This window comes from Gluconobacter sp. OJA (assembly GCF_039638325.1).
GTDB lineage: Bacteria > Pseudomonadota > Alphaproteobacteria > Acetobacterales > Acetobacteraceae > Gluconobacter > Gluconobacter cerinus.
Window position 1 is genome coordinate 89,034 of record NZ_JBDIWI010000004.1, and the last position, 26,964, is coordinate 115,997.

Genomic DNA, 26,964 nt, shown 5'->3' on the forward strand with positions numbered 1-26,964 from the left:
TTCTCTAACAGATGAGCCAAATTCTCGCTCAGGGCTGGTGTTATGCGATGGGCGATACGATCTTCGATCCTGCGTTCGGCCTTGACCAGTGCATCGGCACAAAGGCGCTCAATCGTTGAGAAACCGGGAAGGATTGTGCGGGTGCGGCGACACTCTGCAACGAAGCGACGGGCAAGATCCTCATTCGATGTCGCCGCCTCGGCTTCCCGAGCGATCCAATCGCGCAAATCCCGTGCGCCCCGCCCCGAAAAGGAGCGATAGCCGTAGATCCGGCGTAGGTCCGCCAGATGCTCATGCCGGGTCTCCTCGCGCGCGGCATAGAGGAGTAGATCGTCACGGCTCAGCCCGAGCTGGGCCGCGATGAAATCCGATACCTGTGCCGGGATCAGCTCGCCAGGGGTGAGTACCCGGCCCGGGTAGCGCAGGACGCACAGTTGCAGCGCGAAGCCGAAACGGTTGTGGGCGCGCCGGCGCTGGCGGATATGCCCGAGATCCTCATCGCTAAGGGTATAGTGCCGCAGCAGATCACCTTGATCGACCGGTAAGTGAAACAGCGCCTCGCGCTGTCGATCGGTCAGGGTCACGCGACGCGGCATACATGCTCCTTATTCTTTCCAAGGTAAGGTTTGAGATAGTTTGATTGCGATGCTGGTTAAGATACACAATAGTGCAAGCTTATGTGCTCATGTTCGTCACCGCTTCAAACCAACGTTTAAGAAACATGCTGATCGGATATGCCCGCGTCTCCAAAGCCGATGGTTCCCAATCCCTCGACCTCCAGCACGACGCCCTGCGTGCCGCCGGTATCGAGCCAGGTAATATTTATGATGATCGTGCATCCGGTAGCCGCGATGATCGGCCCGGCTTAGCTGCATGCCTCAAATCCTTGCGCGACGGCGATGTGCTGGTGGTCTGGAAACTCGATCGCCTCGGGCGCTCGCTCGCCCACCTGGTCAACACCGTGAAGGATCTGTCAGACCGCAGGATCGGCCTGCGTGTGCTGACCGGAAAAGGCGCTCAGATCGACACCACGACCGCATCCGGCCGCATGGTGTTCGGTATCTTTGCCACTCTGGCCGAGTTCGAGCGGGATCTGATCCGCGAGCGCACCATGGCTGGCCTTGCCGCAGCCAGAGCGCGCGGACGAAAGGGAGGGCGAAAATTCGCCCTGACCAAAGCACAGGTGCGTCTCGCCCAGGCCGCCATGGCGCAGCGCGACACGTCTGTTTCCGATCTGTGCAAGGAACTCGGGATCGAGCGCGTCACTCTATACAGATATGTCGGACCGAAGGGCGAGCTCAGGGATTATGGGAAGCGCGTTCTCAGCTTAGCGTAGGATTTCGCCCCCTCCCGCAAACGACCCCTGGATCACCTCATGACGTTGGGGCCGCAGGACCGTGACTTAATTCACTGATCGGTCATGGAAGGTATTCGGAGATGGACATCGAGTCTGAGGACCAGATCGTCAAATTCTGGATAAAACAGCATTTTCGTGCGCGGTTTGGTAGCATTATCAATGAGCCCGTTCCTGATGCACTTCTAGGTCTTCTTCGTGAATCGAACGAGTGTACAGACTTTGAAATTCCTGATGATCGGCCGCATCCTAACCGACCGACATCCACCGCACAGGAAGGTTAGTGTGGGATGCAAACGCCATGGTTGGCGGCAACGGTGAAATGAAGTAGTCACAAAAGGCTCGTATGTCCTCTGAATTCAGCGCTTCCGAAACAGGCTAGCATAAAGGGTTGGTAGAACAAGCAAAGTGAGCAGGGTCGATGTCACAAGACCTCCAATCACAACAGTCGCAAGCGGCCGCTCGACCTCCGCGCCCATGCTTCCCGAAAACGCCATCGGGAAGAAGCCCAGACTAGCGACGCTTGCGGTCGCGATGACAGGCCGGAATCGGGCGCGTGCTGCCTCGAATGCCGCCGTTGCCGCATCAATGCCGGCTTCCTGAAGCGCGCGGATCTGACTTACAAGAACGACGCCATTGAGAATGGCCACACCAAACAGCGCAATGAAACCGATGCTGGCAGCAATACTAAACGGCAACCCACGCAAGGTCAGTGCGAAAATTCCTCCCGTCGCTGCTATAGGGAGATTGATGAATACCAGGGAGGCCGCCCTGAATGATCCTAATGCTGCAATCAGGAGCGCAAATATCAACAAGAGAGCGATGGGTAGAACCAGACCCAGACGTTGCATTGCCGATTTCAGGTTCTCGAACTGTCCGGCCCATTCAAGACGATAGCCTGACGGGAGTCTGACCTTCTCCGCAACCGCTTTTTGCGCCGCTGCGACAAAGGAACTGACGTCCCGCCCCCGGACATTGGCCTGAACAATGACGCGCCTATGAATACGGTCCCGATCAATCCGGGAAGGGCCGTCTATCACCTGTAGTTTCGCAATATCCGACAGCAAGACCCACCCTTGTCCGTCCAACCTGCGCACGGGCAGATTTCCGATCATCGAAACTGACAGGGTCGAAGTCGGATCAAGGCGGATCTGAGTTGGTATGATCGCGTTGCCCACAACAACAGGTTTTCCGATCAATCCACCGATAGCCGTGATCTGGGCAAGAGCGTCGGACACGGCCACCCCACGTCTGGCTGCGGCATCCCGATTGATGTCGATATGCATGAAGGGCACTGTTCCGTCGCCCTGTGGGGCAACATCCGCAGCCCCCGGAACCGCCGCCACGGCTGAGGTCACTTCATCGGCCAGTTTCGCCAGTTCCTCCAAGTCATCGCCATAAACGGAGATAGCTATTTGAGTGCGAACACCTGAGAGCAATTCATCCATTCGCATCTGGATCGGCTGTGACCATTCGTAATTGGCACTGGGGAGCTTCGCCTTGAGGGTGTCGGCCATCGCCTGAACCAACTGATCCTGGGTCCGCCCGGTCTTCCACTGCGAGAGGGGCTTCAGAATGATGAAACTGTCTGACTCGTTGGGGCCCATAGGATCTGTCGGAACAGCCGGTGTGCCAATATTTGTTACCACCGTCTGAACTTCAGGGAACGAACGGATGATTCGTTCCTGTTTCCCGATTTCATCAATGACGGTAGGCAGTGAGGCGCTCGGCCAGCGCGTGACCGTTGTCGTCAGGGAGCCTTCTTCCAGCGTCGGTATAAACTCCCCACCCAACCGCGTGGCCAGGCCAACCGAAACGAGGAACACAGAGATCGTGACGATGATCACTGTCCTGCTATGCTTTTCGCTCCAGGCCAGCATCGGCTCGTAATAGCGTCGCACAAACTGCACGAACCTCGTCTCCTGGTGAGACTTCGGATCACGCAGGAGTACTGCTGCAAGGACGGGGATGCAAATGAAGCAGTAAATCAGTGATGCCAGCAACGCCATGGCGACGGTCTGCGCCATGGGGCGGAACATCTTGCCCTCGATATCTTCCAGAGTGAGGATCGGCAGGTAGACCATAGTGATCACGAAAATCGAAAATGTCACCGGCCTGACGACAGACTTCGCCGCTTCAATAGCTGTGTCCCGCATGGAACGCTTTGTGCCTTCAGCCTCCCTCAACGTCATGAAGTGCTCGACGACAACGAGAGAGCTGTCGACAATCATACCGAAATCAATTGCGCCGAGGCTCAGCAGGTTGGCCGAGACCCCGAAAACCCTCATGCCGATGAAGGCTGACAACAGCGCGGCGGGGATGGCGGAGGCAATGACCAGCGACGCGCGCCAGTCACCCAGAACCACGATAAGAACGACAAGCACCAGAGCCGCGCCGATCAGGAGATTTTCCTTGACGGTGGAAATGGTTTCTCCCGTTAGCGTCGAGCGCATATAGTAGGGGTCAAGCGTCACGCCGGCTGGCAACAACTTCTGGATACCAGGAAGTGCTTTGCGGATATTTGCAAGAACGGCATTCGAGCTTGCTCCGTCCTGCATCATTACCGCGCCCTGGACGATCTCTCCGTTTCCGTCCCGGGTCGCCGCGCCGAGGCGCGTCCGCGGACCCAGTGCGATACTCCCCACGTCCTGGACCCGGATGACATGCCCGTTCCGGCCGATTCTGACCGGGATCAGACCGAAATCATTCAGGTCGCCGACCAGGGCACGGCCAACAATCACCTGCTGCTCGGCCTGGTGGGCAATCCAGCCACCACCAGCCGAGGCGTTATTACGGTCAACTGCCTGATAGACGTCTGTCACCGTGACTCCGTAGGTACGCAGCCGAAGCGGGTCGAGCGTGACCTGAAAGGTCTGTTCCGCGCCACCATTGATATTGACCTCGGCCACGCCCGCTAGAAGTCTCAGTTCAGGCGCGACCGTCCAGTGCATGATGCGGTTGAGGTCCATGAGCGAATAGCCAGGTCCGCGGATCTGGAACTGCATGATCTCGCCCATGCCGGTCGTCCGCGGCCCCATCTGAACGCTGACACCCGGAACGGCGACACTCTCACGAGCGGCCGGCAGACGTTCGGCGACACGTGCGCGGTCCAAGTCGATGTCTGTCGCATCGTCGAATTGTAGATAGACCGCAGATACACCCGTCCTTGATACCGAGCGCAAATCAATGAGACCCGGAAGAGCAGTCAGACTGGTCTCGACCGGAAAGGTAATCAACTTTTCGACTTCCTCGGTCGCAAGCCCGGGAGCAGTAACCGTCACCATGACCTGGCGGGGTGAAATGTCGGGAACAGGCTCGACAGGAAGCCCTTCGACACAGGCCAGTCCGGTTATCAGGAGGGCAAAAATCAGACCGAAAACAAAAAAGCGTTGCTTCTGGAAGAATTCAAAGAGCATTTTCAGTCTCCATCGAGACCGGACAGAAGCGCCATCGCCTTGAGCGTAAAGCTCCCCTTTGCGACGATAGTGTCATCAGGCTTGAGATCTCCGGACACCACGCTCTGCTCTGGCCCTTCGAGGAGCACACGAACGGGAACAGGTTGAAACGTATCGGCGCCGGTCTGCCGGTACACCACCATATGCCCGTCGACATTCTGCGGGGCGGCGGACGGCACGATCAGACCGCTGGCCTGCTCCTGCGCAGGAAGCCAGGCATTGAGCTGGGTGCCGGGCCGGAATCTCCGACGCGGATCCGAAAATGTCGCGACAACCTTCACCAGCCCAGTTTCGGGATCGGCAGTACCTTCAATGGTCTGAACCTTTGCCATCGCGGCTTGCGCGGGATCGGCTCCCACGGGCATGAACGTCATCTCAGTGCCAATTGAAATGTCTGATGCATCTTCGGGGCGGACGTTAGCCACGACCCATACGGTTTCCAGACTCGTAATCCTGATTACGACGTCTGTGGGCGAAATATCATTATCGACAGCCGTACCGACCTGTTCGACCATGCCATCAACCGGCGCGATCAGGACCGAATTTTCGAAGTCCACGATCCGTTCCGTTGGCGAGGTGAATTCTTCCTCAAGACGATGGGTCAGGGTTTTGACCGCAGCGTCCTGAAAGTGGACAGCGTTCTGCGCCTCGTGCATCACGGCAAGGCGACGCGACACTTCGCCCGCGGAGACTGTGGCCCCGGCCAATGACTTACCACGACGGTACGCCAGTGCAGTATCAGCGAGGTTGGCCTGGGCGCTGGCCAGACTAGCTTTCGCCTGGGCAAGCTGGAGATCGACGACATGCAATGAGTGATCAATATAGGAGACGAGCGTCTGGCCGACGGTGACTTGCTGGCCGGGCAGGACGTAGACCGCGCGGACTTTGCCATCGCCTGCCGGCCGTATGGACACGGAACGCGCGATGTTCTCCGTTACACTCGCCATCGCCTGAATTCGGGGTCTTACGGAGCCTTTTTTAACCTTGACGGTTTCAAGACCCTCGGCCTGCCGGGCTTCTGCATCCATGGTCACGGTCTGCTGCCACCCCTCTGTTTCTTCCGCCAAAGCCAGGTGAGGTAAAGCCACGAATAGGGCTGCGACAACGAGGATACAGGTCGATCTCATGGTATGTACCCCAAGGCGATAACAGTTCTGACGATCGCAATGCGATGATCGATTTCGGCCTGGCTGAAGGTCAGCAGGGCGTTATAGGCATCCATGCGGGCACGAAGCGCCTCTATGAGTGATGTTTCACCGGATCGCCACGACCGCTCCATGGCGTCCGCGCGCGCAAGCATCTCGTGCGCGGCCTGAGCCGTACTGACGATCGAGGCCGATGTGTTTTTCAGATGTGCCTGGACGCGCGCCATCTCGGCCCTGACGGTCCTCTGGGTGGCGATCTCCTGCCGGATGGCGGTGGAAAGCGCACTCTGAGCGGCCGTTCTCACGGGAACCGATGTGACGTCACTTGGGATCGGCATCCTGAGACTGACCCCAACCTGCGTGTCCCATGGCGAACCGTACTGGCCCTGATTGATCACGCCGACGCCGATTTCCGGATTGGGCATATAACTGTGAGCGGCAAGATGATCCTGTTCCGTGGCGACCGTGACGCTCTGGTGAGCCGCACGCACGCGCGGGTCGTTCGCCTCGCTCCATGGCCGCGCGGTCGCTCGCAGGAATAGCGGCCAGTGCGTGTCGATTTCCGACAGACCGGCTTTCGTCGGATGGCCGGTCAGAATATCCAGATTGGCCTGGCCGGCCTCGACTTCCTCGTCGATGGCATTGCGATCGCTTTCCGAAAGAGCGATCCGCGCATCCACCGCCTGCTGTTCCGCCGATGTGCTTTCTCCTGCATGGCTCGATGCCCGCACGGCCCTGGCCATGCGTCGCAACGCAGCCAGTGTGGAATCCATGGCAGATCGCCGTCGCTCGGCGAGCAGGACAGCCCCGATGGCATCCGTGGCACGAATGGCCACCGCCATATGGGCGACATCCTTCTGTACTACAGCGGCCTGTGCATCGGCTTCAGCCACATGCTCAGTTGCCGTTCCTTGTCCTGGCAGCCAGAGAGGAACGGAGAGACCCACCTGTGTCGTGCGGTACGCATAGTTACGGCCGCTGGGTCTGTCGTCATAATATTGAGCATCGACCGATGGCCCACCTGCGAACCAGGATTTCGCGGCACGCTGGCGTTTCTTTGCCCCAGCTTCCTGAGTCGCGAGATCATTCTGGGCAGGATCATTCGTCCATGCTGCTGCGATGACATCATGCAAGGTGGCGGGAATCGCTGTCGTATCGTCGGCTGTGGCCACGCCACCCGACACCAAAGCCATTGCGAGGCTCGCCGCCACAGATTTCCACCGACACCGAACACAACACACGGACATTCGACTGAAAATTCTCATAATATTTTACGATGTTGCATCGAGGCTGCGGGAGCGCAGCAGCCTCAGCGCGTTGAGGGTGACGAGAACGGTTGCCCCGGTATCGGCCGCAATGGCGATCCAGAGCCCTGTCAGCCCCGCGATGGTGGCAATCAGGAACACTCCTTTCAGCCCAAGAGCGATCGAGACATTTTGACGAACATTTCGCATGGTCGAACGGGCGAGGCGGATCAGCGCTGGAATATCGGAGACTCTGTTCCGCAGGATGGCGGCGTCGGCTGCCTCCAGGGCAACATCGGTCCCCGAGCCGATTGCGACCCCGACAGTTGCCTGTTTGAGTGCAGGCGCGTCGTTGATGCCATCTCCGACCATCATAACACCGCCCTGCGCGGCCAGAGCCCGTATTTCGGCCAACTTCTGCTCCGGCAGCAGTTCGGCCTTGTAATGCGCCCCCAGCATTGAGGCGATCGCGGCGGCTGTCCGGCTATTGTCGCCCGTCAGGATGACCGGCGTAATACCGAGGTTGCGTAACTGGCGCATGGCTTCTGCCGCGTCCGCGCGCGGCTCGTCACGGAGGGCAATCAACGCGAGTGCCTTGTCACCATACAAGACGGCAACGGTTTTTCCTTCCGCCTCAAGTTCGGTGGCACGTGCGGTGTCAGTAGCTGACAACGCGCCGTCGCGTACCGCCTGAAGGGGGCTGGAGATCGTGAAATCCATTCCGTCAATGCGGCCTGTCACCCCTCTTCCGGGAATTGCCCTGCTCTCCTGTGCAAGGGGAATGTCGATACCCGGCCCGTTACTCTGGGCTCGGCGCAGGATAGCCTGGGCCAATGGATGGCTGGACGCGCCTTCAACGGCGGCGGCGACAGCAAGAACCTGAGTTTCGGGCAAGCTGTCCAGCACGATGATGTCGGTGACGTCAGGCCGTCCCAGTGTGAGGGTTCCAGTCTTGTCGAGTGCGACTGTCTTCACCCGCGCAGTGGCCTCGATGACCGCTCCTCCCTTGATGAGCAGCCCGTTATGTGCCCCCAGGGCCAGCGCGGACGCTATGGCTGCGGGAACCGATATGACGAGCGCGCAGGGGCAACCAATCAGCAGAAGGGACAACCCGCGATAAACCCAGACCGACCAAGCCTGAGCAAACGCCAGTGGGGGAAGGCATACGACGACCGCCGAAAGCACGACGATCGTCGGCATGTACCAACGGCTGAAGCGGTCGATGAACCGTTGAGTCGGTGCGCGTGCCTCCTCGGCCTGCTCTACAAGATGGATGATGCGGGAGATGGTGTTGTCCGCCGCAGTGCGGGTCACGCGAACCCGCAACGCAGCTTCCGTGTTGACCGAGCCGGCGAAGACGGCATCCGTCGGCCCACGCGACACTGGCACGCTCTCACCAGTGACCGGACTTTCATCAATGCCACTTACGCCGGAAATAATCTCTCCATCCGCCGGAATGCGGTCTCCCGGCCGGACCAGGACCACATCGCCTAGTCGGAGTTCGACAGCAGGAACCTCCCGGATACCGGCAGTGTCTTCGCGCAAGGCGATTTTCGGTACCAACGCTCCGAGCGCGCGGATACCATCACGGGCATGACTGACGGCAACGCCCTCAAGGAGTTCCCCGACCGCGAAGAGGAAGACGACGAGTGCAGCCTCCTGGGCCGCGCCGATAAATAGCGCACCGATCGCCGCGATCATCATCAGGGCTTCGATGGAAAACGGCTGAGCAACCCGGAGCGAGGCTAAGGCGCGGCGGGCAACCGGAAAAAGCCCTACCAGGCAGGCCCCGACAAATGGCCAGGGTTTCATCTCGTTTGGTGCGATCAGGCTGATACCCCAGGCCAGCACCAACAAAATACCGGTCGTGACAACAAGTCGTCCCTTTCCGGTTTTATACCAGGGCGTATCAGGCGCGCCGGCGTCATTCGTCGCATCCTGAGCAAATACAATGTCAGCTACAGTGGCAGGATTGAGGCGCCGGATACCATATCCCAGGCTCCTGACCATCTCTTCGACTTTGGTCACGGAAATCGCATTCTCATCCATGGTCAGTCGCAGTTTCTGAGACACCAGGGAAATCTCTACATTCTGGACGCCTGCGATTTGACCAAGCGCGCCCTTCACCTTGCTGACACAAGCAGCACAGTCCATGCCCGTGACATCCCACTCGCGCCTGTCCGGCATCCGGATTCTCCTGTTCACCCAGCAGCGAATCCGTTATCTACTTCCTCTAGTCGCTAGAGGTTCAAGGGGGCTTTTATGTTCAGTATCGGAAAATTATCCGGGTCAACTGGCGTCAAGGTGCCGACCATCCGCTATTACGAGCAGATCGGCATCCTTGAGGAGCCCGACCGAAGTGAAGGAGGGCAGCGTGTCTATGGAGAGGAAGCAAAAGAGCGCCTGAGTTTTATTCGCCATGCGCGGGAACTTGGATTTTCACTAGATGAAATCCGTGAATTACTAGATCTTGCTGACGATCCCAATCAAAACTGTATGGCCGCATATGAGATAGCAAAACGCCAATTGATCGAGGTCAGGAACCGTATTGCCCGCCTGACGGCTCTCCAGGGCGAATTGCAACGCATGTTGGATCAGTGTTCATGCAACACAATCGGGACCTGTCGGATCATTCAGGTCCTGAGCGATCATTCTTTATGCACGTCAGAACATCTCGGCACGGAGGCAGGGTGCAAAGCGTCGTAAACAAATCATCGAGTATCGCAAACGGGTCGCAGCATGCAGGAGTAGTCCCCATGAACCGCACCATAAAGACCGCATGGGGCACACTTGCCGTCAGTCTGGTCGTTCTGGCCCTGAAGCTTGCCGCCTACTGGATGACGGGCAGCATCGCGCTTTACTCGGATGCGCTGGAAACAATCGTCAATGTAGCGGCCGCCGTCGGCGCGCTTATCGCCCTGTGGGTCAGCGCACAACCCGCAGACGCAAACCATCCCTATGGAGGCCATCGTGTGGATGGTACGCTAAACAACGTTTGGCATGAACAATAAAGGAACGATCAGGCGGCACGAGCCTGTTTCGACAGATTGAGCGTCTTGCGGCCCGCAGAAGCTGCGGCTTTGTCCCAGAGGAAGTCTCCGGAAAAGGCGATGTGCTCCCATCCCACCGGGGAAGTATGCGCCAGCAGGTCCTCCGGGACGACCGCCGATGTTGAGCGCAGATGTGTGACGGCGGTTTGCAGATAGACTGTATTCCAGTAGACGATCGCCGCGATGACGAGATTGAGGCCCGACGCCCGGTATTGCTGGGCTTCATGGCTGCGGTCGATGATCCGTCCCTGGCGGAAGGTATGGATTGCCTGGGTCAGCACATGCCGCTGCTCGCTGTTGTTGAGCCCTGCCTGACATCTCTGCCGCAGATCAGGGGTTTCGAGCCAGTCGAGCATGAACAGAGTGCGCTCGATCTTGCCGATTTCCTGGAGTGCGACGTCGAGCCGATTCTGGCGCTCATAGGCAGCAAGCTTGCGCAACATCCTGGAGGGCGCGACATGCCCGGCCTTGATTGATCCGACAAGCCGCAGCACGTCCTCCCATTGTTCCCGAATGATGTCGGTGCAGATGGTTTTGCCAAGCAGCGGGCTGATGGAGGCATAGGAACTGGCCGGTGCGATGGACGCCAGGCGTCTATCCGGAAAGTCGCGCAGGCGTGGGCAAAAGCGAAAACCCAACAGGGCGCAGAGCGCGAAGACATGGTCGGTGGCACCACCCGTGTCGGTATAATGCTCGGTGATTTTAAGCCCCGTTCCATGATTGGTCAGGCCGTCGAGCACGTATGGCGCTTCGTGTGTCGCAGCCGAGATGACCTTCACATGGTATGGGGCGCGCTGATCAGACACATGCGTGTAAAAGCTGAACCCATGGTCGACGCCATAGCGGGCATTGACGTCTCCGCCTGAGGCACCGCGCTTGGCCCCGCGAAAGAACTGTCCATCGGAGCTTGAACTCGAACCCTCACCCCAGATGCGGGAAAATGGCAGACGATGGTGAGAGTCGATGAGGATAGCCAGCGCCTTGCGGTAATTTTCGTCGCGGACGTAAGCGTCGTGGGTCCAGAAGAGCTGATCACGGGTAACGCCGTGACTCGCGGCAGCCATGCGTGACAGCCCCAGATTGGTAGCGTCCGCCAGAATGGCAGCAAGCAACGCGTTCTCGTGGGGGCAGGCTTCGCCCGTGCGCAGGTTGGTAAAGGCGTTCAAAAAACCGGTGGCCTGCGCCACCTCGTGCAGCAGCTCCGTGATGCGGATTGGCGGCATCAGGGCGTTGAGCTGTTGCGCCAGGTCTTCCGCCTTGGGAGGCGTTGTTGCGCGTATCGGCGATATCTGGAGGTGCCCGTCTCGGAATCGTACGCCTTGCAAAGCGTCGCGTTTCAGGCTTTGCGCAAACTTCTTCAGGCGTTTATCCAATTCGCGAGCGCGCTGATCCAGCCATTCATCCGCCGACAGGGGAAGGTCAAGTTCGGCAATGAACGGTTTTGCCTGCTCCGTACTGAGCATGTAGCTGTCGAAGCGACGATAATTGGCCGACCGCTCGATCCACACATCACCGGAACGCAGCTTGTTGCGCAAATGCGCGAGCGTCGCGATTTCCCACAGACGCCGGTTGGGCTTGTCATCCAGATCGATAACGATCTTCTGCCATTCCTTGCGAAACGGCATCGGTGCGTCGCCAGGTAAATCGCGCTTGCCTGCTCTGTTGAGGTTCCGCAACAACGTGATCGCAGCCAGGGTCTTGGCGCCTCCTCTTCCTGCCTGGAATTCCAGCGTTTCCAGCAGATCGGGCGCGAATTTTCGAAGGGTAATATAACGCTCCGCAGCGGCTGTCAGAGGATCGAGGTCGGCAGTCCTGGCGATCGCCCCAACCTCTGACCTTGCTTTCAACAGGGTCGCCCATCCGACCGTGGCATCCAGAGTTTCCATGGGATCTCTGCCGTCGCTGGCCGCCTCGGCCAAGGCATCGATGGTCGCCTGAAACAGGCGCATCAGGCGTGCGACGTTCTTCGACGTTGCCGAAAAGCTGCGGGCCTTTGTGTTCCGTGCCCGGGTAAAGATGCTGCCGACCAGCTTGTCAGCCATGTCCAGGGCGCTGTCCGTTAGGCGTTCCTCAGCATCGATCAGGAAAGCGACGAGCGTGGCGTAACGGCGTGATGGCGTGTAGCGCTCGATCATCGAGGCCGGAGATATCCGGCCTTCCCGGACGTATTGGTGAAAACGGTCGATGTGAATGCGCTTGGCGACGACGGGATCAATGCCGATCTGTCGAACCTGTCTCAACAATTCCAGAATGCGCTTGATGTGATCCGGCTTGACGGCAACCGGTATGGTCTTGAGCGAGGCAAGTTGGCTGATGCTCCCTTCAGGCGTTGTGGCGAAAAGCCGATCCAGCGCCGTGACCTGATCGCCTGTGAGGCCCTGCGTTAACGCCTGCGCGGTCTTCCGTCGGGCCCGCGCCCGTCCCGCAATGCTGGCGCGTTCGATGGTTGAAATCGAAGGGAGTGCGATTTTGGCATGGCGTAGCGCGTCCATCACGGCCCGGACGATTACGATGCCGCTGTCCGTGGCCCAGGCTGCGTTTGCCGCAGCCTCGATCATGAACGGGATATCGGCTCTCTGGGGCGCGCGCAGGCCAAGGATCGTCATCAGATCGCGGGCATGATCGGTCATCGTCTGCTCCCGCGCGGCGTAATCGGCGAGGTCGCTGCCGGAAAGCTCAAGTTGGTCTGCCACGAAGGCGACCAACGCGGATGGCGTCGATCCGACATCCTGCACAAACTGAGCCAGTGTTGTTCCCGGGTGCCTGAGTAACGCCAGTTGCACCGCAACGCCCATCTGGGTGCGTCGCCTGCGCCGGGAACCGATGATATCCAGATCCGATGGCTCGAAAGTGTAAAGGCGGACCAGACTGTCCCGGTTTGTCGGGATGGCGAGCATCTGATCTCGTTCCTGGGCTGTCAGCAGGTGATGTTTGAGCCTGGTCACGCTGTTATTCCGTCCACAAAAGGTCAGTCTCGGCTATGGACAGCGGAGAGTAAAGAGACGCATTATGTGGACGGATATTGTCGATCCGGAATGGTCATTCACTCAGTGTCCACAGAACGGTCGTTTGGGAGACGGTGCCATGGGCGGCATTCTGGGATACGCGCGTGTCAGTACCGGTGATCAGGATGTGGCCGGGCAGCGTATGCGATTGGAAGAAGCCGGTACGATCCGTGTGTTCACCGATGTGATGTCGGGCAAGAGCATGGAGCGACCAGGACTGGACGAGCTGCTGGAATACGCACGCAAGGGCGATACGCTTGCGGTTGTGCGGCTCGACCGCCTCGGTCGTTCACTGGGAGAGTTGCTGACAACGGTGACCATGCTCCGCTCACGCGGAATAGCGTTGCTCAGCCTGGAGGAGAAAATCGACACTTCCTCCGCAGCCGGAGAGCTGATCTTCCACGTCTTCGGCGCCATTGCGCATTTTGAGCGGCGACTGATCTCAGAACGTACACGCGACGGGATTGCAGCGGCGAGAGCAAAGGGCAGGCTGCCGGGGCGGCAGCCGCTCGACAACGACAAGATCAGCGCGGCGCTAAAACTTATCGCGGCGAGCGTGTCGCCGACTGAAGCGGCGCGTCAGCTCGGGATCGGGCGATCGACTGTCTATCGCGAGATGAAGCGTCTTGGCGTCGCGCGGCCGACACCATCGGCTGTATCATGACAACAGACGATCAAGTGGTTCTCAGCGCGCGCGAGAAAGAAGCTCTACGTCTGCTTCTGGTCGGCCATGACGCGAAATCCATCGCCAATACGCTTGGTCTGTCGGTGCACACAATAAATGACCGCCTACGCGATGCGCGGCGCAAGCTGGGCGTTTCGAGCAGCCGTGAAGCTGCCCGACGTCTCGCCGAGATGGATGGGGGCACCCCAAATAATGTCGGCCCCAAAGAAATTGGGGGTGCCGAAGCAACTTCTTCGGTGGATAGAGCCAAAGAGCCAGCACCGCCGCGATCGTCGGGGCATCGCCTGGCGTGGCTTACCGGAGGAATGCTTATCATGTCTCTTATCATTGCGGCCGCAGCGCTTTTGACCATCAGCGGGCAGGACGACGCCCGGGTTTCCGCCCAGAATATTTCGACAAGCATTGCCCGTCCTGCCGAAACAAAGGCATCGGCCGATGCCCGCAAATGGGTCGAATTGCTTGATGAAGGGCAGTGGGATGCAAGCTGGCAAGCCGCAGGCACACTGTTCAAGGCAAAGATCACCCCGGCGCAGTGGGCCACTACGATCCAGTCTGTACGACAACCGTTGGGACGCCCGTCATCACGCACTTTCCAAAGCGTGATGCAGACAAAAACGCTGCCGGGCGCGCCAGCGGGTGACTATCAGATCATTCAGTTCCAGACGCGTTTCGCTAACAAACCCAACGCGGTTGAAACCGTCGTACTTTCGCGTGAACAGGCATATTGGCGCGTTAGCGGATATTTCATCCGCTAACTTCCGTGCTGCTTGCCGTTGTTCAACAAAGAAACAGCGGCTTGCCCTCAGGCAAGATCACGCTACCCAGACGTTCTTCTACTGTTCATGCTAAACGTTGTTTAGCGTACTTTCCACACGATGGCCTCTAGTTGTCAGATTTACGGGTTCAATTTCCTTACAGGCGCCTTCGAGAGGCCACGCAAGGCAGTCAGTAGCTCCTCCGAGACCTGAGAGGTTCTTTCGAGGTTTCTTAAAACAAAAGCAGCCTTCGTGAGATCAGTGTCACCGGTGCGAGACCATGATCGCAAGACAACGCGCAGCCGATTTCTGATAGGCTGTGGAGTCTGTTTCGTGGTCGCAATTGCCCATAATTCAGTAATCCACATACCCAGAACCATGATCTGCATGTGTCTGTCTATATAATCCAGTAATACCTTATGCGGCACATTTTGAGATGTCTCAATCAAGCGGACCATACTGTTCGCATTGGAAGCAAGCCATTGTTCCACAGATAAACGCGGTTTGGATATTCCCAGAGCACGCAAGCTTCGCTCCATTTGGAAAGTCCTACGTTTTAGCCGCTGATCGGCCCGAAATGGAAGCACTACGCCGAAAGTGATCCATACAAACAGAACGGCGCCCAAAAACGCGCTCGTCCCGTTCAGAAAGGAAATCTCGTCATAACGACCCGAATTAGAGGGACCAATCAAAACAGGCAAAAACATATTGAAGGAGAATGCATGATTCACAAGAAATGGGGTGCGCGCAGCTAATCCACCAATAATCATAGGAATCATAAGCAGGACCGTGAGATATTCGGGCGCCGTCACTGACGGAATGATCAGGAATACATACAATCCGGCGACCACAGTACACCAGACTGCGCCCTGAAAAAAACCGCCAGACGCAAGAACCGGTACGTCCCGCGTTGCAAGAAGGCCGTAAATCAGAGCCACAAAAGATACAAATGCAGGCCCGGAAGACCAAGCGGTGACTTCCCACAACAGCCATGCTCCAATAATCCCTATAGCAGCACGTATCCCGTTTTGAAGGGCTTCAGCTAAATGGCGTGGAGGTCTGGCTTTAAACGTAAAATGATCCTGCGTTCGAGGAACCTCTATAGCTTGAATATGCGATCTTATGACCTCTATATTCCGCTCTAGCTTTTTTTGTCCTTCGCCCCCTCGCGCACTTACCAGAACGGTTAGCAAGTGTGCGAGTACAGCCCGGGCATGATCTGGTGCCCGCCGTGCGGCAGGCCCCATTTCAAGAGCATCAAATTCTATTCGGGTATCAGATGCCACCACCTTCTGCAAAAACCGGGTTTCGTCCTCAAGATCGGTTTTATAAAAGCCTTCAGTCAATATGTAGGTCTCAATATCGTTCGTGAGACCAGAGAGTTTTTCCAGAAGTCGTACACGTGCTTTTTGGGAAATATTGTTCAGAAACAGAGCCGCCATAACGGCTTCGCACACATTACCCAACACAATGTAGGTGCCGCGTGATATCGCGACATCAAAAACATTATCGGGGTTTTCAATGGCACCCGTTGCAACAATTGCGGACGTAAACCCGACGACTAGCAGACCATAGCGCCGATACCCATTGAAGAATGTCGCACTTCCACAACAGAGTCCGATCCAGAAAGCCAGAGAAATGAAAAACAATCCTGACTGCTGAGGAAAGCAGGCCATAAGACCGACCCCCATGAAGCAGCCAATACCGGTTCCAATCAGTCGCCAGCGGGCTTTGGAAAGTGACTCTCCGCGTGATGCGGTAGCAACCACCCAGACGGTCAGAGGTGCCCATTGAGGACTGCCAAGCTGCAACCAGATTGCAATAAAGAGCGAAAGAATAGCTGCCACCGAGGTACGAACTGCAAAACCCAGATTAGCAAGAGACGGCGTCAGAAGCCACGTCAACTCGATCTTTCGGTTTATGGCCTGAGGACTTCCTCCTTTTTCCATAACGGTAATACTTTTCCTTTCATCTGGAAAAGCACAGAGACGTGGAGACGAAAAAGATCAAAGTCTTTGTTTTGATTTCATCATAAGTATTGCTTATGACTCAAGCGTGTCGCCCAGACATAAGTCACAAGCCAATTCCCAACTTTTTATCATAAGAGCCGTCTGGACCGGTTGCGCCAGACGTACAATCCCCACTCCAAATGCTGGACATTGTTTCATACGCATGATGTTCAGACGAGAACGATCGGTCGGTAGCGCACCAAGAGGCAGAATTCCCGCTGATCGACCAGAAAGAAGTTCAGCATAAAGGAGTTCCAAAGAGTTCGTTTCCAGAAAAACCGTTGGTTCGACACCAATGTTCTTGAAGCACTGATCCACAATCTGACGACTCCGCATCTCTTTCCCCAAGAGACAGAGCGGCTGTTTTCCGACGTCGGACCAGTCATAAGCATCTCGACGCGAAGCCTGAACCTTTTCAGACGTAACAAAAAAATGCTGTTCAGAATAGAGTTCATGCGTTTCAAACACGTCGGTCTGCGGCACCTGGTCAAGATATACCAACCCCATCTGGATGCGTCGCTCTTTGAGATCGTGAATAATTTTCGCGTTCGGTGCGACAGACACTTCAACGCGAAGTGAGGGGATAAACGCGCGCAGACGCTCAATCAACAATGGTGTAATCTGTAGTGCTGGTGGCATGACACTCACAGACAACGTGCCCCCCGCTACAGCTTGGGAGAATGACGCTTCCTGTCGCAGACCGTCCAAGGCTGCGACAGTTTGCCTGGCCCAGACAAGAACCCGTTGGCCTTCCTCCGTCAAACCAAAAACACGGCGATTACGCCGTACAATAGGGAGTCCAAGCTCGTCTTCAAGCTGGCGAATTGCCATGGACAAAGCAGGTTGGGAGACGCCACAATGTTCCGCTGCCCGTGAGTAGTGACGAAATTTGTCAAGCGCAATCAGATAGGTGAGTTGTCGAATGAACATTACATCCTGCGATGGAATAGTTTTCTTGATTCCGGCACTCTATCTCGCCCGGTAAGAAAAATCCTAGAAATCGTTGAAGTTACAGAAGGTTTTGGTTCTGTTGACAAAAGGTCCTCTCAGACTGGCCTGGACGTGATTCAACGTTGGTCGTTGCGGAGGCCTGTGGATGCGTGGCGATCTGACGGATCAGGAATGGGCGGTGATTGGCCCGCTTCTGCCGCCTGAGCGTGGACGTTGGGCCCGTCCAGCCAGAGACAACCGCCTCGCTCTCAATGGCATGCTGCATGTTCTGCGGACCGGCTGTCTCTGGCGTGACATGCATGAACGCTACGGCAAGTGGAACTCCGTTTATGTCTGGTTTCGCCGTTGGGCCGAACAGGGCGTGTGGGATGCCTTACTGCAAACCCTGGTAGAGCTGGGGCTGACCGATGACTGGAAGCATATGCTCGACAGCACCGTAGTCCGTGCCCATTCGCAGGCCGCTGGGGCAAAAAAGGGGCTCATGCGGAAGCTTTTGGTCGGTCACGCGGCGGCTTTACGAGCAAAATCCACGCCCGATGCGACAATCAGGGACGTCCGCTTGGCTTTGTCCTCACAGGCGGCCAGGTCTCGGATTACAGAACAACAGAAGCTGGAGGGATCGAAAAACCGTTGATTGGCGGCGTCTGGCTCCTGATTTCAGGGTTGTGGCGTGCAGATTGACGGTTTCCGGGGTGACTTTCGCTCTGCGTTTTGAGCAGATCCCGGCCCATCGCCAGTGGGATGACTACGCGCTCGCGTTCAATCTGGAGGGTTCGAAAAACCCTCTGGTTTTGAGGTCTGCTCTGTGATTCCATTCGTCTGGTTCTGACGGAGGGAATGGCGCTATGAAGCAGGCGGGATTTTTTGACGTTGAAGAGCGGCCTGCCCGGCTGAGCGGGCTCGGTGATCAGCTCGAAGCATTTGCCCGGACTGTGGATTTTGAAGTGTTCCGCCCGGAACTGGAGAAGGCACTGGCGTATTCCGACGGAAGCAAGGGCGGACGACCGCCATTTGATCCGGTGCTGATGTTCAAAATCCTGCTGATCCAGACGCTGAACAATTTGTCTGATGAGCGGACGGAATATCTGATCAACGACCGCCTGTCGTCCATGCGCTTCCTTGGCCTGGGGCTGTCGGACCGGGTGCCTGATGCCAAAACACTCTGGCTGTTTCGTGAACGCCTGACGCAGGTGGGAACGATCGAGGGTCTGTCAATCGCGTTGATACAACCCTGCGGGACGCAGGCTATCTGCCGATGTCGGGCCAGATCCTGAATGCCACACTGGTGGCTGCTCCAAAGCAGCGAAACACCAATGCAGAGAAAAACGATCTTCGGAAGGGACGTATTTCCGAAGACTGGCAGGACAAGCCGTCAAAGGTGTCGCACAAGGATCGCCATGCGCGCTGGACGCTGAAGTTCACGAAAGCAAAACGGCAGGATGACGGAACAATCCCCACAACGGATCTCGCCATTCCGTTCTTTGGCTATAAATCGCATGTTTCCATCGATCGGAAATACCGGTTCATCCGGAAATGGAAAACAACGCATGCCGCCGCCAGTGATGGCGCGAGATTGAGAGAGGGGCTGCTGGATAAAACCAATACGGCCTCAAGTGTCTGGGCTGATACAGCGTATCGCTCAAAAGCCAATGAAGACTTCATGGAAAAGCAGGGATTTGTTTCCAAGGTTCATCGCAAAAAGCCGCATTTCAAACCGATGCCCCGGCATATCCAGAAATCAAATGCTGGAAAGTCGGTCATCCGCTCGCGCGTCGAGCATGTCTTTGCCGATCAGAAGTCACAGACGGGGCTGTTCGTTCGAACCGTCGGCATAACGCGAGCCGCCATGAGGATCGGGCTGGCCAATATCGTCTACAACATGCGCCGCTTCCTCTTCCTGGAAAGATTGAACGCGAGCGCGTAGTCATCCCACTGGCGATGGGCCGGGATCTGCTCAAAACGCAGAGCGAAAATCACCCCGGAAACCGTCAATCTGCACGCCACAACCCTGAAATCAGGAGCCAGACGCCGCCAATCAACGGTTTTTCGATCCCTCCATCTGAAAGCCCCAGCCCAAGGAAGCGCATGAACGACAGGCGATCGTTGATCAGATACTCCGTCCGCTCATCAGACAAATTGTTCAGGGTCTGGATCACCAGGATCTTGAACATCAGCACCGGATCAAATGGCGGTCGCCCGCCTTTGCTTCCGTCGGAATACGCCAGTGCCTTCTCCAGTTCCGGGCGGAACGCGTCAAAATCCACAGTCCGGGAAAACGCTTCGGGCTGATCGCCAAGCCCGCTCAACCGGGCAAGCCGCTCTTCAACATCAAAGAAACCAGACTGCTTCATGATCCATGCCCCCAATCAACTCAGGGGAAATGGAATCACAGAGCAGACCTCAAAACCAGAGGGTTTTTCGAACCCTCCAGCTATTTTTACTTCTACATCATGTTCTGGGAGATGTTTTTCGTCGATTTCTGAAATTTCAGTTGCGTATACTTCCGAATTTTTTTTGATTAAAATGGCTTTGAACATACTGTGTTTCCTCGATTTTTTCTTGAAATGTAGCCAAGTATACTGAGGTTGGAAATGGGATGAAAGCTTGCAAAATCAATAAGGTATATATATAATACATCTTATTGATGAGTAGGCAGGTATATATGATGAAATCTGTTAGACCTGAAGTGGCAGTGAAGCGTGTCTACGATGCTGTTGATACAACAGATGGTCTTCGCGTTTTGGTTGATCGCCTTTGGCCGCGCGGTGTCCGTAAGTCTGACCTGCACATGGATATGTGGCTTAAGAACGTTGCGCCCAGTCCAGATTTGCGGAACTGGTTTGGTCACGACCCTCATCGATGGGAAGGATTCAAACGCCGCTATCTTGAGGAACTGGAAGACGGCAATGATGATGTGGTACGTCTCGTTTCTCTTGCGAAAGAGCAGCACGTAACTCTTCTTTTTGCTGCACATGACACCGAGCATAACCATGCAATCATTCTGCAGGATTTTATAAATAAAGCCTTACAGGTTGCCCCGACATGAAACCCTATAAAACAACAGAGATATTTGATCAAAATACGGCTCCTCAAGGTCTTTTGCGTCAACATTTTACAAAAAAAGGCGTATGGGGAATTATTAGAGTTTACGAAGGCGATCTAAAACTTGTCTATACTGGTTCCTCGCGGGAAATGATATTGTCTCCTTCGGTAGCCGGTCTAATAGTTCCTCTCGAGAAGCATTATATTCATTTCACAGGATCTGTTCGGTTTTGTGTTGAGTTTTACAATCAAGACCCAAAATCTTCTCTTTAAGAATGCAATTACTGTGGAAACCGTTTCTATATTTTCAAAAATAGAACAGGCGTTCTATTCTACCGGGATAATAAATAATGTGTCTGAACATGCTCGACAAGAACTCTATAAAAATTCAAAAATAGAAAAATATTGTTTTGGGTCATTTGTTTTTAGATGTAGAGAAGAGTCTAAAAGTCTCTTTTGGATTTTAAAGGGAACTGTACATCTCTGCATGAAGAAAAAAACAGGAAGTATGATCTCGATTACAGCGGCATCTTCTGGAAGTTTTCTTCTTCCTGCCGACGTCGTTATACAGAAACCATACTTAATGGATAGTTTTTGTGTCTCTGATGTTTTGGTGCTGCGAATTGACTCTGCCGTAGTACGGTCATTATTAATAAACGAATCAAAGTTTTCACTCGACTTCTTCCAGAAAATTTCCTCTCAGTCGCGCGAAAATACTCGTCTGCTAGGACGCAGCTCTTCACAGACTGCCGCACAACGGTTTGCTTCGTACGTTATACGTCAGATTAACCTTCAGCATAGAAGAGACCTAATAATTCTGCCATATAGCAAAGCATTAATTGCCGCAGAGTTACGAATAAAACCTGAGAGCCTATCACGAATTATATCAGAGCTACGTAAAACAATGATCAATGTGAAAGGATCAACAATAATTATTCATGATTATCAAGGGTTAATAAATTTTAGTAGAAAAGAAATCCCAAATTGGGATGAGGAATAGATTATAAATAAAAGATATTGCCTCATGGATAATAAACTTCATGAGGCAAAGGAAACTTTAAATTTTCTAATTTTAGCGAATGCGCCTGATTTCACCGCAGGCGATTGGTAGCGTAATATGAGCTGGCACCGGTGGCAGAGATTGGACAGGTGTAGGAAATTCATGACTGTTTGAGACGCCGTGAACATATAGGACACGCTTGTCCAGGTGGAGGGTTCTAAAAACTCCATGGTTTTGAGTGCGTATCTGTGATTCCATACCTCCTGTGGTGATTGGGTGGATGAATGAATAATGAAACAGCCTGGTTTCTTTGATGTTGAAGAGCGGCTTGCTCGTTTGAGCGGTCTTGGCGATCAGCTTGAAGCGTTTTCCCGGACTGTGGATTTTGAGGTGTTCCGCCCTGATCTGGAGAAGGCTCTGGCCTATTCAGATGGAAGCAAGGGCGGGCGACCGCCATTTGATCCGGTGTTGATGTTCAAGATGGAGGGATCGAAGAACCGTTGATTGATGTGCTTGGCGGGTAATTTCTGGCTTTTGGCGATTTGATTGACGGTTTTTGCGATGGCATCCGGTCTGCGTTTTGAGCAGATTGGGAGCTGTTACCCGCTTGATAGCTACGCTGTGGTGCTGATCCGCTGCAGGAAGAGGAAGCGGCGCATGTTGTAGACGATATTGGCCAGCCCGATCCTCATGGTGGCCCGGGTAATACCGACAGTTCGGATGAACAATCCCGTCTGTGATTTCTGGTCGGCAAAAACATGCTCGACACGCGAGCGGATCATGGACTTTCCTGCATTGGACCGCTGGATATGGAGTGGCATGGGTTTGAGATGCGGCTTCTTCCTGTGAACCTTTGAGACAAAGCCATGCTTTTCCATGAAGTCTTCATTGGCTTTTGAGCGATACGCTGTATCAGCCCAGACGCTTGAGGCCGTATTGGTTTTATCCAGCAGCCCCTCTCTCAATCGCGCACCATCACTGGCGGCGGCATCCGTCGTCTTCCATTTTCGGATGAACCGAAACTTCCGATCGATGGAGACGTGATCTTGTACCGAGAGCGCAAGCAATTTTTCCGGTTTCAGGAGTTCTTTTCGATCCGATTGGAACGACGTCCTGCTCTGATGTTTTCTCCGACAGTATAGCGCTCCAGAATGATGGCTTTTGCTTCACAGAGGGTGATGCTGTTTCCCTCCCTGTCGCGCACTTCATAAGGCTTTCCTCGTTTGAGAACGCTGAAGATCCGGTTCACAATACGATTGGCAACGGCACATAAAGCCTGTTTGTGATGATGACCTTTCGCCGTCATCAGCCTCCAATAAAGTTCTGCCAGTTCAGGATCTGTTTTTCGTGCCGTATCAGCAGCAAGATAAAGTGCATGTTTGATGCGGTTATTGCCACCCTGGGTCAGGGTCTGGCCCGCTCGCTCCACACCACCACTATCAGCCCTCCGGGGAAACAGGCCACAAAAACCTCGTAAATGTTTTTCGGAATGAAACCGTTCAATGTTCTGCAAGATACCAATCAGGGTCGGCGCAAGATGTCGGCCGACACCCGGAATACTGAGCAGAAGAGCCTGTGGGTCGAGGTGTTTGTAGAGATCGGCAATATGCTGCTCAAGATCTCCAACTATTTGAATTTTCTTCAGAACATTCTCAATTTCCGTCGCAATTTCGAATTGCAGTTCCGAAAAATCAATGTGTGCCCCATGAAGGTTCTGGGCGTATTGCGCCGCTTCACGTAACCCTGTGATCAGCGTTTCCACAAAGGGCCCACTGCGCGGATGGTTCCCTCCTGCATGGGCTGCAACATATTTGGCGAGTGTCGTACGACGCGCCTTCAAAACATCCGAGGGGTGAAACCATTTCTGCAACAGGGCCAAAGAGAGCCGTGTTCCTAAGTCGGGCAAGACTGCTTCAAGCCTGGGGGATGCCCAACGAATGAGATCAAGCAGGCGCCGCCTGGCATCCGCGATCTCGTTCTGAAAGCGGCTTCTCTGTTTGGTTAGACGTTGAAGAGCGTGGCTTTGCGGATCCGGAATGTGGACTGGATCAAGACGTGGTCCACCAAATGACGGTATGGCCGCCAGGATCTGGGCATCAGCCATATCCGTTTTGGCGTGTTCGGAAAGGTAACGGCGTAGAGCCTTGACCCGTTTTCCCTTGACGCGAGCCACGGTGACGCCAGCATCTGCAAGATGGTGGGCAACAGGAAACCAGCTCATGCCGGTTGGCTCCATGATGGCCTGAATGTGGTCATCCGCCCTCAGCCCCATCACGGCTGTCTGAACAAAAGCGGCGAGTGAAGGCTGATCGTGCCTGAAACGAATTGCACGGCCATTAGGGCGGCCATCGTCATAGATCTGAGCGAGGTGATCTCCGCGAATGGCCAGATCAATACCAATGGTACGGAATGTCATAGTCGGTCCTTTCTGGTGAGGGAACCAACGCTACGGTCACAGTCAGGTGTGTCATTCGTGGCCGATCAACTTCACTCAAAGCAGACGCCACAATCTTGTTACTCTTGCCCCGTCAGCGCGGCCGGACCGGGTTCATGCTTCACAAAAGACGAGACGATCGGCGGATCTCTCAGGGACTTCAGCCCCGAACCGGCCTGGTTCGCTCTGAGAGTATAGACCCGGTTCCCGGCATGCCGGGAACCGGGTCTGATCCACAACCACGTCTCCGAAGCCTGCGCTTCTCCGACTTTCTCCATGGCATCAAACCCGGTCCCGCTATCGATACCTGGGATTTGTAGCCAAAGAACGGGATGGCAAGATCGCTGGATGGCATGGTTCCATCATCCTGCTGCTTCGCCTTCGTGAACTTCAGCGTCCATCGTGCATGCCTGTCCTTGTGCGACAGTTTGGAGGGCTTGTCCTGCCAGTCTTCAGGAATACGGCCTGCTCGCAGATCCGCTTTCTCTGCGTTTGTATTGCGCTGCTTCGGAGCCGCTACGAGCGTGGCATCCAGGATCTGGCCTGACATCGGCAGATAACCAGCGCTGCGCAGGGTCGCATCAAAGCGCTCAAACAGTCTTTCAATGGCCCCCGCCTGTGTCAGGCGTTCACGGAACAGCCAGATTGTTTTGGCATCGGGCACCCGATCTGAAAGTCCCAGACCAAGGAAACGCATAAAGGAGAGGCGATCGTTGATGAGATACTCTGTCCGCTCATCAGACAAATTGTTGAGCGTCTGGATCACCAGGATCTTGAACATCAACACCGGATCAAATGGCGGTCGCCCGCCCTTGCTTCCATCTGAATAGGCCAGAGCCTTCTCCAGATCAGGGCGGAACACCTCAAAATCCACAGTCCGGGAAAACGCTTCAAGCTGATCGCCAAGACCGCTCAAACGAGCAAGCCGCTCTTCAACATCAAAGAAACCAGGCTGTTTCATTATTCATTCATCCACCCAATCACCACAGGAGGTATGGAATCACAGATACGCACTCAAAACCATGGAGTTTTTAGAACCCTCCATGTATAAAGGCATCTTAAAAAGAGAGAGCTTTTTAGGATGCCTGTGAGGCGCAGTAATGAACTATGCGCCTCCATTGTTAGTCTGTGACGCCAGTGTCTGGTCCGAAAGTTTCGTAACGGAGATGTTTGGCAGGAATGCCGGCTTTGACCAGGCCCTGAATCGTATCATGCATGAAGCTCACTGGCCCACAAAGATAAACCGTGGCGCTGTGAGGAATACGGTTTGCGATCCACTCGGCGTCTGGACGTCCGTCTACGGATGTCAGACGCGTTTCAAGAGTGATTCGACCGCCTGACTTGCGAGTGATATCTGCAAGGCGGCCAGAAAATGGCGCGGCATCAGCAGAATGAGCGATCTGTATGATGCTCACAGCCGGGCCATGGGAGCGGGCCGCAAGATTTTCGATCATGCCGATCATCGGTGTTGCTCCAATGCCCGCGAAAACGAATGCTACTGGAGCATCAAAGTGTTCCGGGAGAACGAAGTTTCCAGCCGGCGGGGAAAGACGTACTGTGTGGCCCTCACAGTCCTTACTGTTCAGCCAGGAAGAAACCACACCATCCTGCACGTGGCGCACGCTGATGGCGTAAACTTCGTGGTTCGGGCGGGAAGTGATGCTGTAGTTACGACGCGTCTGGCCGTAGCCCGGAATATCCAGATCGACACCCAGAAACTGACCCGCGACAGGCTGGATGACAGGTTTACCGTCTATGGGCTTCAGCTCAAGTGTCGTGACATTTTCACATTCGCGGATTGCATGGACAATTTTGAAGGTACGCCAACCGGTCCAGCCACCTTCGGCGTGAGTGCTGGTATCATAAAGCTGATGTTCACGACCGATCAGGATATCAGCAAGAGCCCAATACGCGCGACCCCAGGCATCAAGAATAGCTGGTGTGGCAGCATCACCGAGAACATGCTGGATCGCTCCCAGAAGAGCTGTTGCGACATGCGGATAATGTTCGGGAAGAATTTCCAGACTGACATGTTTCTGCGCAATGCGCTCTACAGCGCTTCCCATAACACCAAGATTATCGATGTTTTTGGCATAGGCCAAAACGGCCATAGCGAGAGCACGCGCCTGTGTACCTTTGGACTGATGGGTAGGATCGAACAGTTCGGAGATGGCTGGGTTTGCCAGAAGACGGCTGTACATCTCGGTTGTAATAGCCAATCCATGCGCTTCAAGCGCAGGAACGGTAGCCTTGATGATGGCGATGACGTCTGGAGTGAGACTGCGATCTGAAGTGGACATGGTCCGTCCTTTATAGATGTATATTATCTACACCTTTAAGGGCGTGACTTCTTTCTGTCAATCTGTCAAAGGCCTCGTATGCGCTTAACACTTCATACCGATTACGCACTGCGGACCCTTCTTTATCTGGGCGCGCGTCCGACTGTACGCATCTCAATCCGAGCCATTGCGGAAGCTTATGGAATTTCTGAAAATCATCTTGTGAAGGTGGTGCATCGGTTAGGACAGGGAGGGTTCATCAAGACCATCCGAGGCCGGGGCGGAGGCTTGCTATTGGCTCGTCCTGCGGAAGAGATCAGTATTGGGATCGTGGTAAGGTTCACGGAAGAGGACATGACACTCGTAGACTGCAATGGCGCGTCTCCGGGCGGGCGCGCCTGTCTGCTGTCCCCGAATTGTCCATTGCGAAGCGTTTTGGGAGAGGCCTTGCAGGCTTTTCTGGGAGTTCTTGATCGTTACACTCTAGTCGATCTTATGAAGCCGACAGATCTCGCCATACTGTTTCCAGAGCTAGGTTTCGTGGACAAAGGTTGAC

Annotated in this window: 19 protein-coding genes and 7 pseudogenes; 12 read left to right on the forward strand and 14 right to left on the reverse strand. The window is 55.2% G+C overall.

Annotated features, from left to right (window positions below):
• Nucleotides 1-5: 5 nt before the first annotated feature.
• Nucleotides 6-596 (reverse strand): annotated as a pseudogene (locus tag ABDK75_RS15590) (DUF4158 domain-containing protein); the annotation flags it as partial.
• Between the two features lie 125 nt (nucleotides 597-721).
• Between ABDK75_RS15590 and ABDK75_RS15595 the strand changes: the two are divergent.
• Complete coding sequence (locus tag ABDK75_RS15595) at nucleotides 722-1,336, forward strand: recombinase family protein (RefSeq protein WP_010512305.1); 615 nt, start codon at nucleotides 722-724, stop codon at nucleotides 1,334-1,336.
• A 377-nt stretch (nucleotides 1,337-1,713) separates the two neighbouring features.
• On the opposite strand, the gene ABDK75_RS15600 is transcribed toward ABDK75_RS15595, so the two are convergent.
• From ABDK75_RS15600 to ABDK75_RS15615, 4 genes are read right to left on the reverse strand one after another with little or no spacing between them, the layout of a single operon-like run.
• On the reverse strand, nucleotides 1,714-4,770 hold the full coding sequence (locus ABDK75_RS15600) for an efflux RND transporter permease subunit (protein WP_122048740.1): 3,057 nt from the start codon (nucleotides 4,768-4,770) through the stop codon (nucleotides 1,714-1,716).
• 2 nt (nucleotides 4,771-4,772) lie between these two features.
• A complete protein-coding gene (locus ABDK75_RS15605; RefSeq protein WP_031241571.1) occupies nucleotides 4,773-5,936 on the reverse strand; it encodes an efflux RND transporter periplasmic adaptor subunit in 1,164 nt (387 codons plus the stop codon).
• Nucleotides 5,933-7,165 carry a TolC family protein gene (locus ABDK75_RS15610; RefSeq protein ID WP_346006358.1) on the reverse strand — a complete coding sequence of 411 codons (1,233 nt, stop codon included), beginning with the start codon at nucleotides 7,163-7,165 and terminating at the stop codon, nucleotides 5,933-5,935. Before ABDK75_RS15610 ends, ABDK75_RS15605 begins: the two co-directional genes overlap by 4 nt.
• A 60-nt stretch (nucleotides 7,166-7,225) precedes the next feature.
• A complete protein-coding gene (locus ABDK75_RS15615) occupies nucleotides 7,226-9,385 on the reverse strand; it encodes a heavy metal translocating P-type ATPase (protein WP_346006359.1) in 2,160 nt (719 codons plus the stop codon).
• A gap of 75 nt (nucleotides 9,386-9,460) precedes the next feature.
• On the opposite strand from ABDK75_RS15615, the gene ABDK75_RS15620 reads away from it, so the two are divergent.
• Together ABDK75_RS15620 and ABDK75_RS15625 are read left to right on the forward strand one after the other, a co-directional pair.
• Nucleotides 9,461-9,904, forward strand: coding sequence for a helix-turn-helix domain-containing protein (locus ABDK75_RS15620; protein WP_010666084.1), 444 nt, complete (start codon nucleotides 9,461-9,463; stop codon nucleotides 9,902-9,904).
• 50 nt (nucleotides 9,905-9,954) lie between these two features.
• Nucleotides 9,955-10,176, forward strand: a pseudogene (locus tag ABDK75_RS15625) (cation transporter); the annotation flags it as partial.
• Between the two features lie 41 nt (nucleotides 10,177-10,217).
• Here ABDK75_RS15625 and ABDK75_RS15630 read toward each other — a convergent pair.
• Nucleotides 10,218-13,193, reverse strand: a complete 2,976-nt coding sequence (locus ABDK75_RS15630) for a Tn3 family transposase (protein ID WP_408874444.1) — start codon at nucleotides 13,191-13,193, stop codon at nucleotides 10,218-10,220.
• A 139-nt stretch (nucleotides 13,194-13,332) separates the two neighbouring features.
• Here ABDK75_RS15630 and ABDK75_RS15635 point away from each other — a divergent pair, with 139 nt between their 5' ends.
• Both ABDK75_RS15635 and ABDK75_RS15640 read left to right on the forward strand, forming a co-directional pair.
• Complete coding sequence (locus ABDK75_RS15635) at nucleotides 13,333-13,917, forward strand: recombinase family protein (protein WP_010516174.1); 585 nt, start codon at nucleotides 13,333-13,335, stop codon at nucleotides 13,915-13,917.
• Entirely contained in the window at nucleotides 13,914-14,693 is a 780-nt protein-coding gene (locus tag ABDK75_RS15640) for a DUF4019 domain-containing protein (RefSeq protein WP_035979553.1), read from the forward strand. Before ABDK75_RS15635 ends, ABDK75_RS15640 begins: the two co-directional genes overlap by 4 nt.
• Nucleotides 14,694-14,833: 140 nt before the next feature.
• Here ABDK75_RS15640 and ABDK75_RS15645 read toward each other — a convergent pair whose 3' ends face one another.
• Both ABDK75_RS15645 and ABDK75_RS15650 read right to left on the reverse strand, forming a co-directional pair.
• Nucleotides 14,834-16,642, reverse strand: a complete 1,809-nt coding sequence (locus tag ABDK75_RS15645) for an FUSC family protein (protein ID WP_062105609.1) — start codon at nucleotides 16,640-16,642, stop codon at nucleotides 14,834-14,836.
• A 93-nt stretch (nucleotides 16,643-16,735) separates the two neighbouring features.
• Nucleotides 16,736-17,632, reverse strand: coding sequence for a LysR family transcriptional regulator (locus tag ABDK75_RS15650; RefSeq protein ID WP_062105610.1), 897 nt, complete (start codon nucleotides 17,630-17,632; stop codon nucleotides 16,736-16,738).
• Between the two features lie 166 nt (nucleotides 17,633-17,798).
• Here ABDK75_RS15650 and ABDK75_RS15655 point away from each other — a divergent pair, with 166 nt between their 5' ends.
• Together ABDK75_RS15655 and ABDK75_RS15660 are read left to right on the forward strand one after the other, a co-directional pair.
• Nucleotides 17,799-18,287 carry an IS5 family transposase gene (locus ABDK75_RS15655; RefSeq protein ID WP_346006360.1) on the forward strand — a complete coding sequence of 163 codons (489 nt, stop codon included), beginning with the start codon at nucleotides 17,799-17,801 and terminating at the stop codon, nucleotides 18,285-18,287.
• A gap of 211 nt (nucleotides 18,288-18,498) precedes the next feature.
• Nucleotides 18,499-19,577, forward strand: a pseudogene (locus ABDK75_RS15660) (IS5 family transposase).
• A 67-nt stretch (nucleotides 19,578-19,644) separates the two neighbouring features.
• Here ABDK75_RS15660 and ABDK75_RS15665 read toward each other — a convergent pair.
• Nucleotides 19,645-20,007, reverse strand: a pseudogene (locus tag ABDK75_RS15665) (transposase); the annotation flags it as partial.
• Between the two features lie 12 nt (nucleotides 20,008-20,019).
• Nucleotides 20,020-20,190 carry a hypothetical protein gene (locus tag ABDK75_RS15670; protein ID WP_346006361.1) on the reverse strand — a complete coding sequence of 57 codons (171 nt, stop codon included), beginning with the start codon at nucleotides 20,188-20,190 and terminating at the stop codon, nucleotides 20,020-20,022.
• A 125-nt stretch (nucleotides 20,191-20,315) separates the two neighbouring features.
• Between ABDK75_RS15670 and ABDK75_RS15675 the strand changes: the two genes are divergently transcribed.
• The 4 genes and pseudogenes from ABDK75_RS15675 to ABDK75_RS15685 form a co-directional block, all read left to right on the forward strand.
• Nucleotides 20,316-20,699: a DUF488 domain-containing protein gene (locus ABDK75_RS15675; protein WP_346006362.1), complete on the forward strand. Its 384-nt coding sequence runs from the start codon at nucleotides 20,316-20,318 to the stop codon at nucleotides 20,697-20,699.
• Nucleotides 20,696-20,968 (forward strand): DUF1971 domain-containing protein, encoded by a 273-nt coding sequence (locus tag ABDK75_RS17860; RefSeq protein ID WP_408874445.1) that lies wholly within the window; start codon nucleotides 20,696-20,698, stop codon nucleotides 20,966-20,968. Before ABDK75_RS15675 ends, ABDK75_RS17860 begins: the two co-directional genes overlap by 4 nt.
• A complete protein-coding gene (locus ABDK75_RS15680) occupies nucleotides 20,928-21,695 on the forward strand; it encodes a Crp/Fnr family transcriptional regulator (protein ID WP_346006363.1) in 768 nt (255 codons plus the stop codon). The genes ABDK75_RS17860 and ABDK75_RS15680 overlap by 41 nt, the downstream gene beginning before the upstream one ends.
• A 288-nt stretch (nucleotides 21,696-21,983) precedes the next feature.
• Nucleotides 21,984-22,178: pseudogene (locus tag ABDK75_RS15685) on the forward strand (IS5/IS1182 family transposase); the annotation flags it as partial.
• A 131-nt stretch (nucleotides 22,179-22,309) separates the two neighbouring features.
• Here ABDK75_RS15685 and ABDK75_RS15690 read toward each other — a convergent pair.
• The 4 genes and pseudogenes from ABDK75_RS15690 to ABDK75_RS15705 all read right to left on the reverse strand — a co-directional run.
• Nucleotides 22,310-22,738: pseudogene (locus ABDK75_RS15690) on the reverse strand (transposase); the annotation flags it as partial.
• Nucleotides 22,739-22,773: 35 nt separating this feature from the next.
• Nucleotides 22,774-24,111, reverse strand: coding sequence for an IS110 family transposase (locus ABDK75_RS15695; protein ID WP_062105607.1), 1,338 nt, complete (start codon nucleotides 24,109-24,111; stop codon nucleotides 22,774-22,776).
• 316 nt (nucleotides 24,112-24,427) lie between these two features.
• Nucleotides 24,428-25,093 (reverse strand): annotated as a pseudogene (locus tag ABDK75_RS15700) (transposase); the annotation flags it as partial.
• A gap of 157 nt (nucleotides 25,094-25,250) precedes the next feature.
• Nucleotides 25,251-26,429, reverse strand: coding sequence for a globin domain-containing protein (locus ABDK75_RS15705; protein WP_346006364.1), 1,179 nt, complete (start codon nucleotides 26,427-26,429; stop codon nucleotides 25,251-25,253).
• A 78-nt stretch (nucleotides 26,430-26,507) separates the two neighbouring features.
• Between ABDK75_RS15705 and ABDK75_RS15710 the strand changes: the two genes are divergently transcribed.
• On the forward strand, nucleotides 26,508-26,963 hold the full coding sequence (locus ABDK75_RS15710; RefSeq protein ID WP_346006365.1) for an Rrf2 family transcriptional regulator: 456 nt from the start codon (nucleotides 26,508-26,510) through the stop codon (nucleotides 26,961-26,963).
• The last annotated feature ends 1 nt before the right edge of the window (nucleotide 26,964 follow it).

Bases quoted from the DNA above. Each gene is read 5' to 3' on its own strand.
- ABDK75_RS15635 (WP_010516174.1), top strand. From the start codon at position 13,333: ATGGGCGGCATTCTGGGATACGCGCGTGTCAGTACCGGTGATCAGGAT.
- ABDK75_RS15645 (WP_062105609.1), bottom strand. From the start codon at position 16,642: ATGGAAAAAGGAGGAAGTCCTCAGGCCATAAACCGAAAGATCGAGTTG.
- ABDK75_RS15605 (WP_031241571.1), bottom strand. From the start codon at position 5,936: ATGAGATCGACCTGTATCCTCGTTGTCGCAGCCCTATTCGTGGCTTTA.
- ABDK75_RS15595 (WP_010512305.1), top strand. From the start codon at position 722: ATGCTGATCGGATATGCCCGCGTCTCCAAAGCCGATGGTTCCCAATCC.
- ABDK75_RS15670 (WP_346006361.1), bottom strand. From the start codon at position 20,190: ATGTTCAAAGCCATTTTAATCAAAAAAAATTCGGAAGTATACGCAACT.
- ABDK75_RS17860 (WP_408874445.1), top strand. From the start codon at position 20,696: ATGAAACCCTATAAAACAACAGAGATATTTGATCAAAATACGGCTCCT.
- ABDK75_RS15600 (WP_122048740.1), bottom strand. From the start codon at position 4,770: ATGCTCTTTGAATTCTTCCAGAAGCAACGCTTTTTTGTTTTCGGTCTG.
- ABDK75_RS15620 (WP_010666084.1), top strand. From the start codon at position 9,461: ATGTTCAGTATCGGAAAATTATCCGGGTCAACTGGCGTCAAGGTGCCG.
- ABDK75_RS15640 (WP_035979553.1), top strand. From the start codon at position 13,914: ATGACAACAGACGATCAAGTGGTTCTCAGCGCGCGCGAGAAAGAAGCT.
- ABDK75_RS15705 (WP_346006364.1), bottom strand. From the start codon at position 26,429: ATGTCCACTTCAGATCGCAGTCTCACTCCAGACGTCATCGCCATCATC.
- ABDK75_RS15710 (WP_346006365.1), top strand. From the start codon at position 26,508: ATGCGCTTAACACTTCATACCGATTACGCACTGCGGACCCTTCTTTAT.
- ABDK75_RS15615 (WP_346006359.1), bottom strand. From the start codon at position 9,385: ATGCCGGACAGGCGCGAGTGGGATGTCACGGGCATGGACTGTGCTGCT.
- ABDK75_RS15675 (WP_346006362.1), top strand. From the start codon at position 20,316: ATGATGAAATCTGTTAGACCTGAAGTGGCAGTGAAGCGTGTCTACGAT.
- ABDK75_RS15650 (WP_062105610.1), bottom strand. From the start codon at position 17,632: ATGTTCATTCGACAACTCACCTATCTGATTGCGCTTGACAAATTTCGT.
- ABDK75_RS15695 (WP_062105607.1), bottom strand. From the start codon at position 24,111: ATGACATTCCGTACCATTGGTATTGATCTGGCCATTCGCGGAGATCAC.
- ABDK75_RS15655 (WP_346006360.1), top strand. From the start codon at position 17,799: ATGCGTGGCGATCTGACGGATCAGGAATGGGCGGTGATTGGCCCGCTT.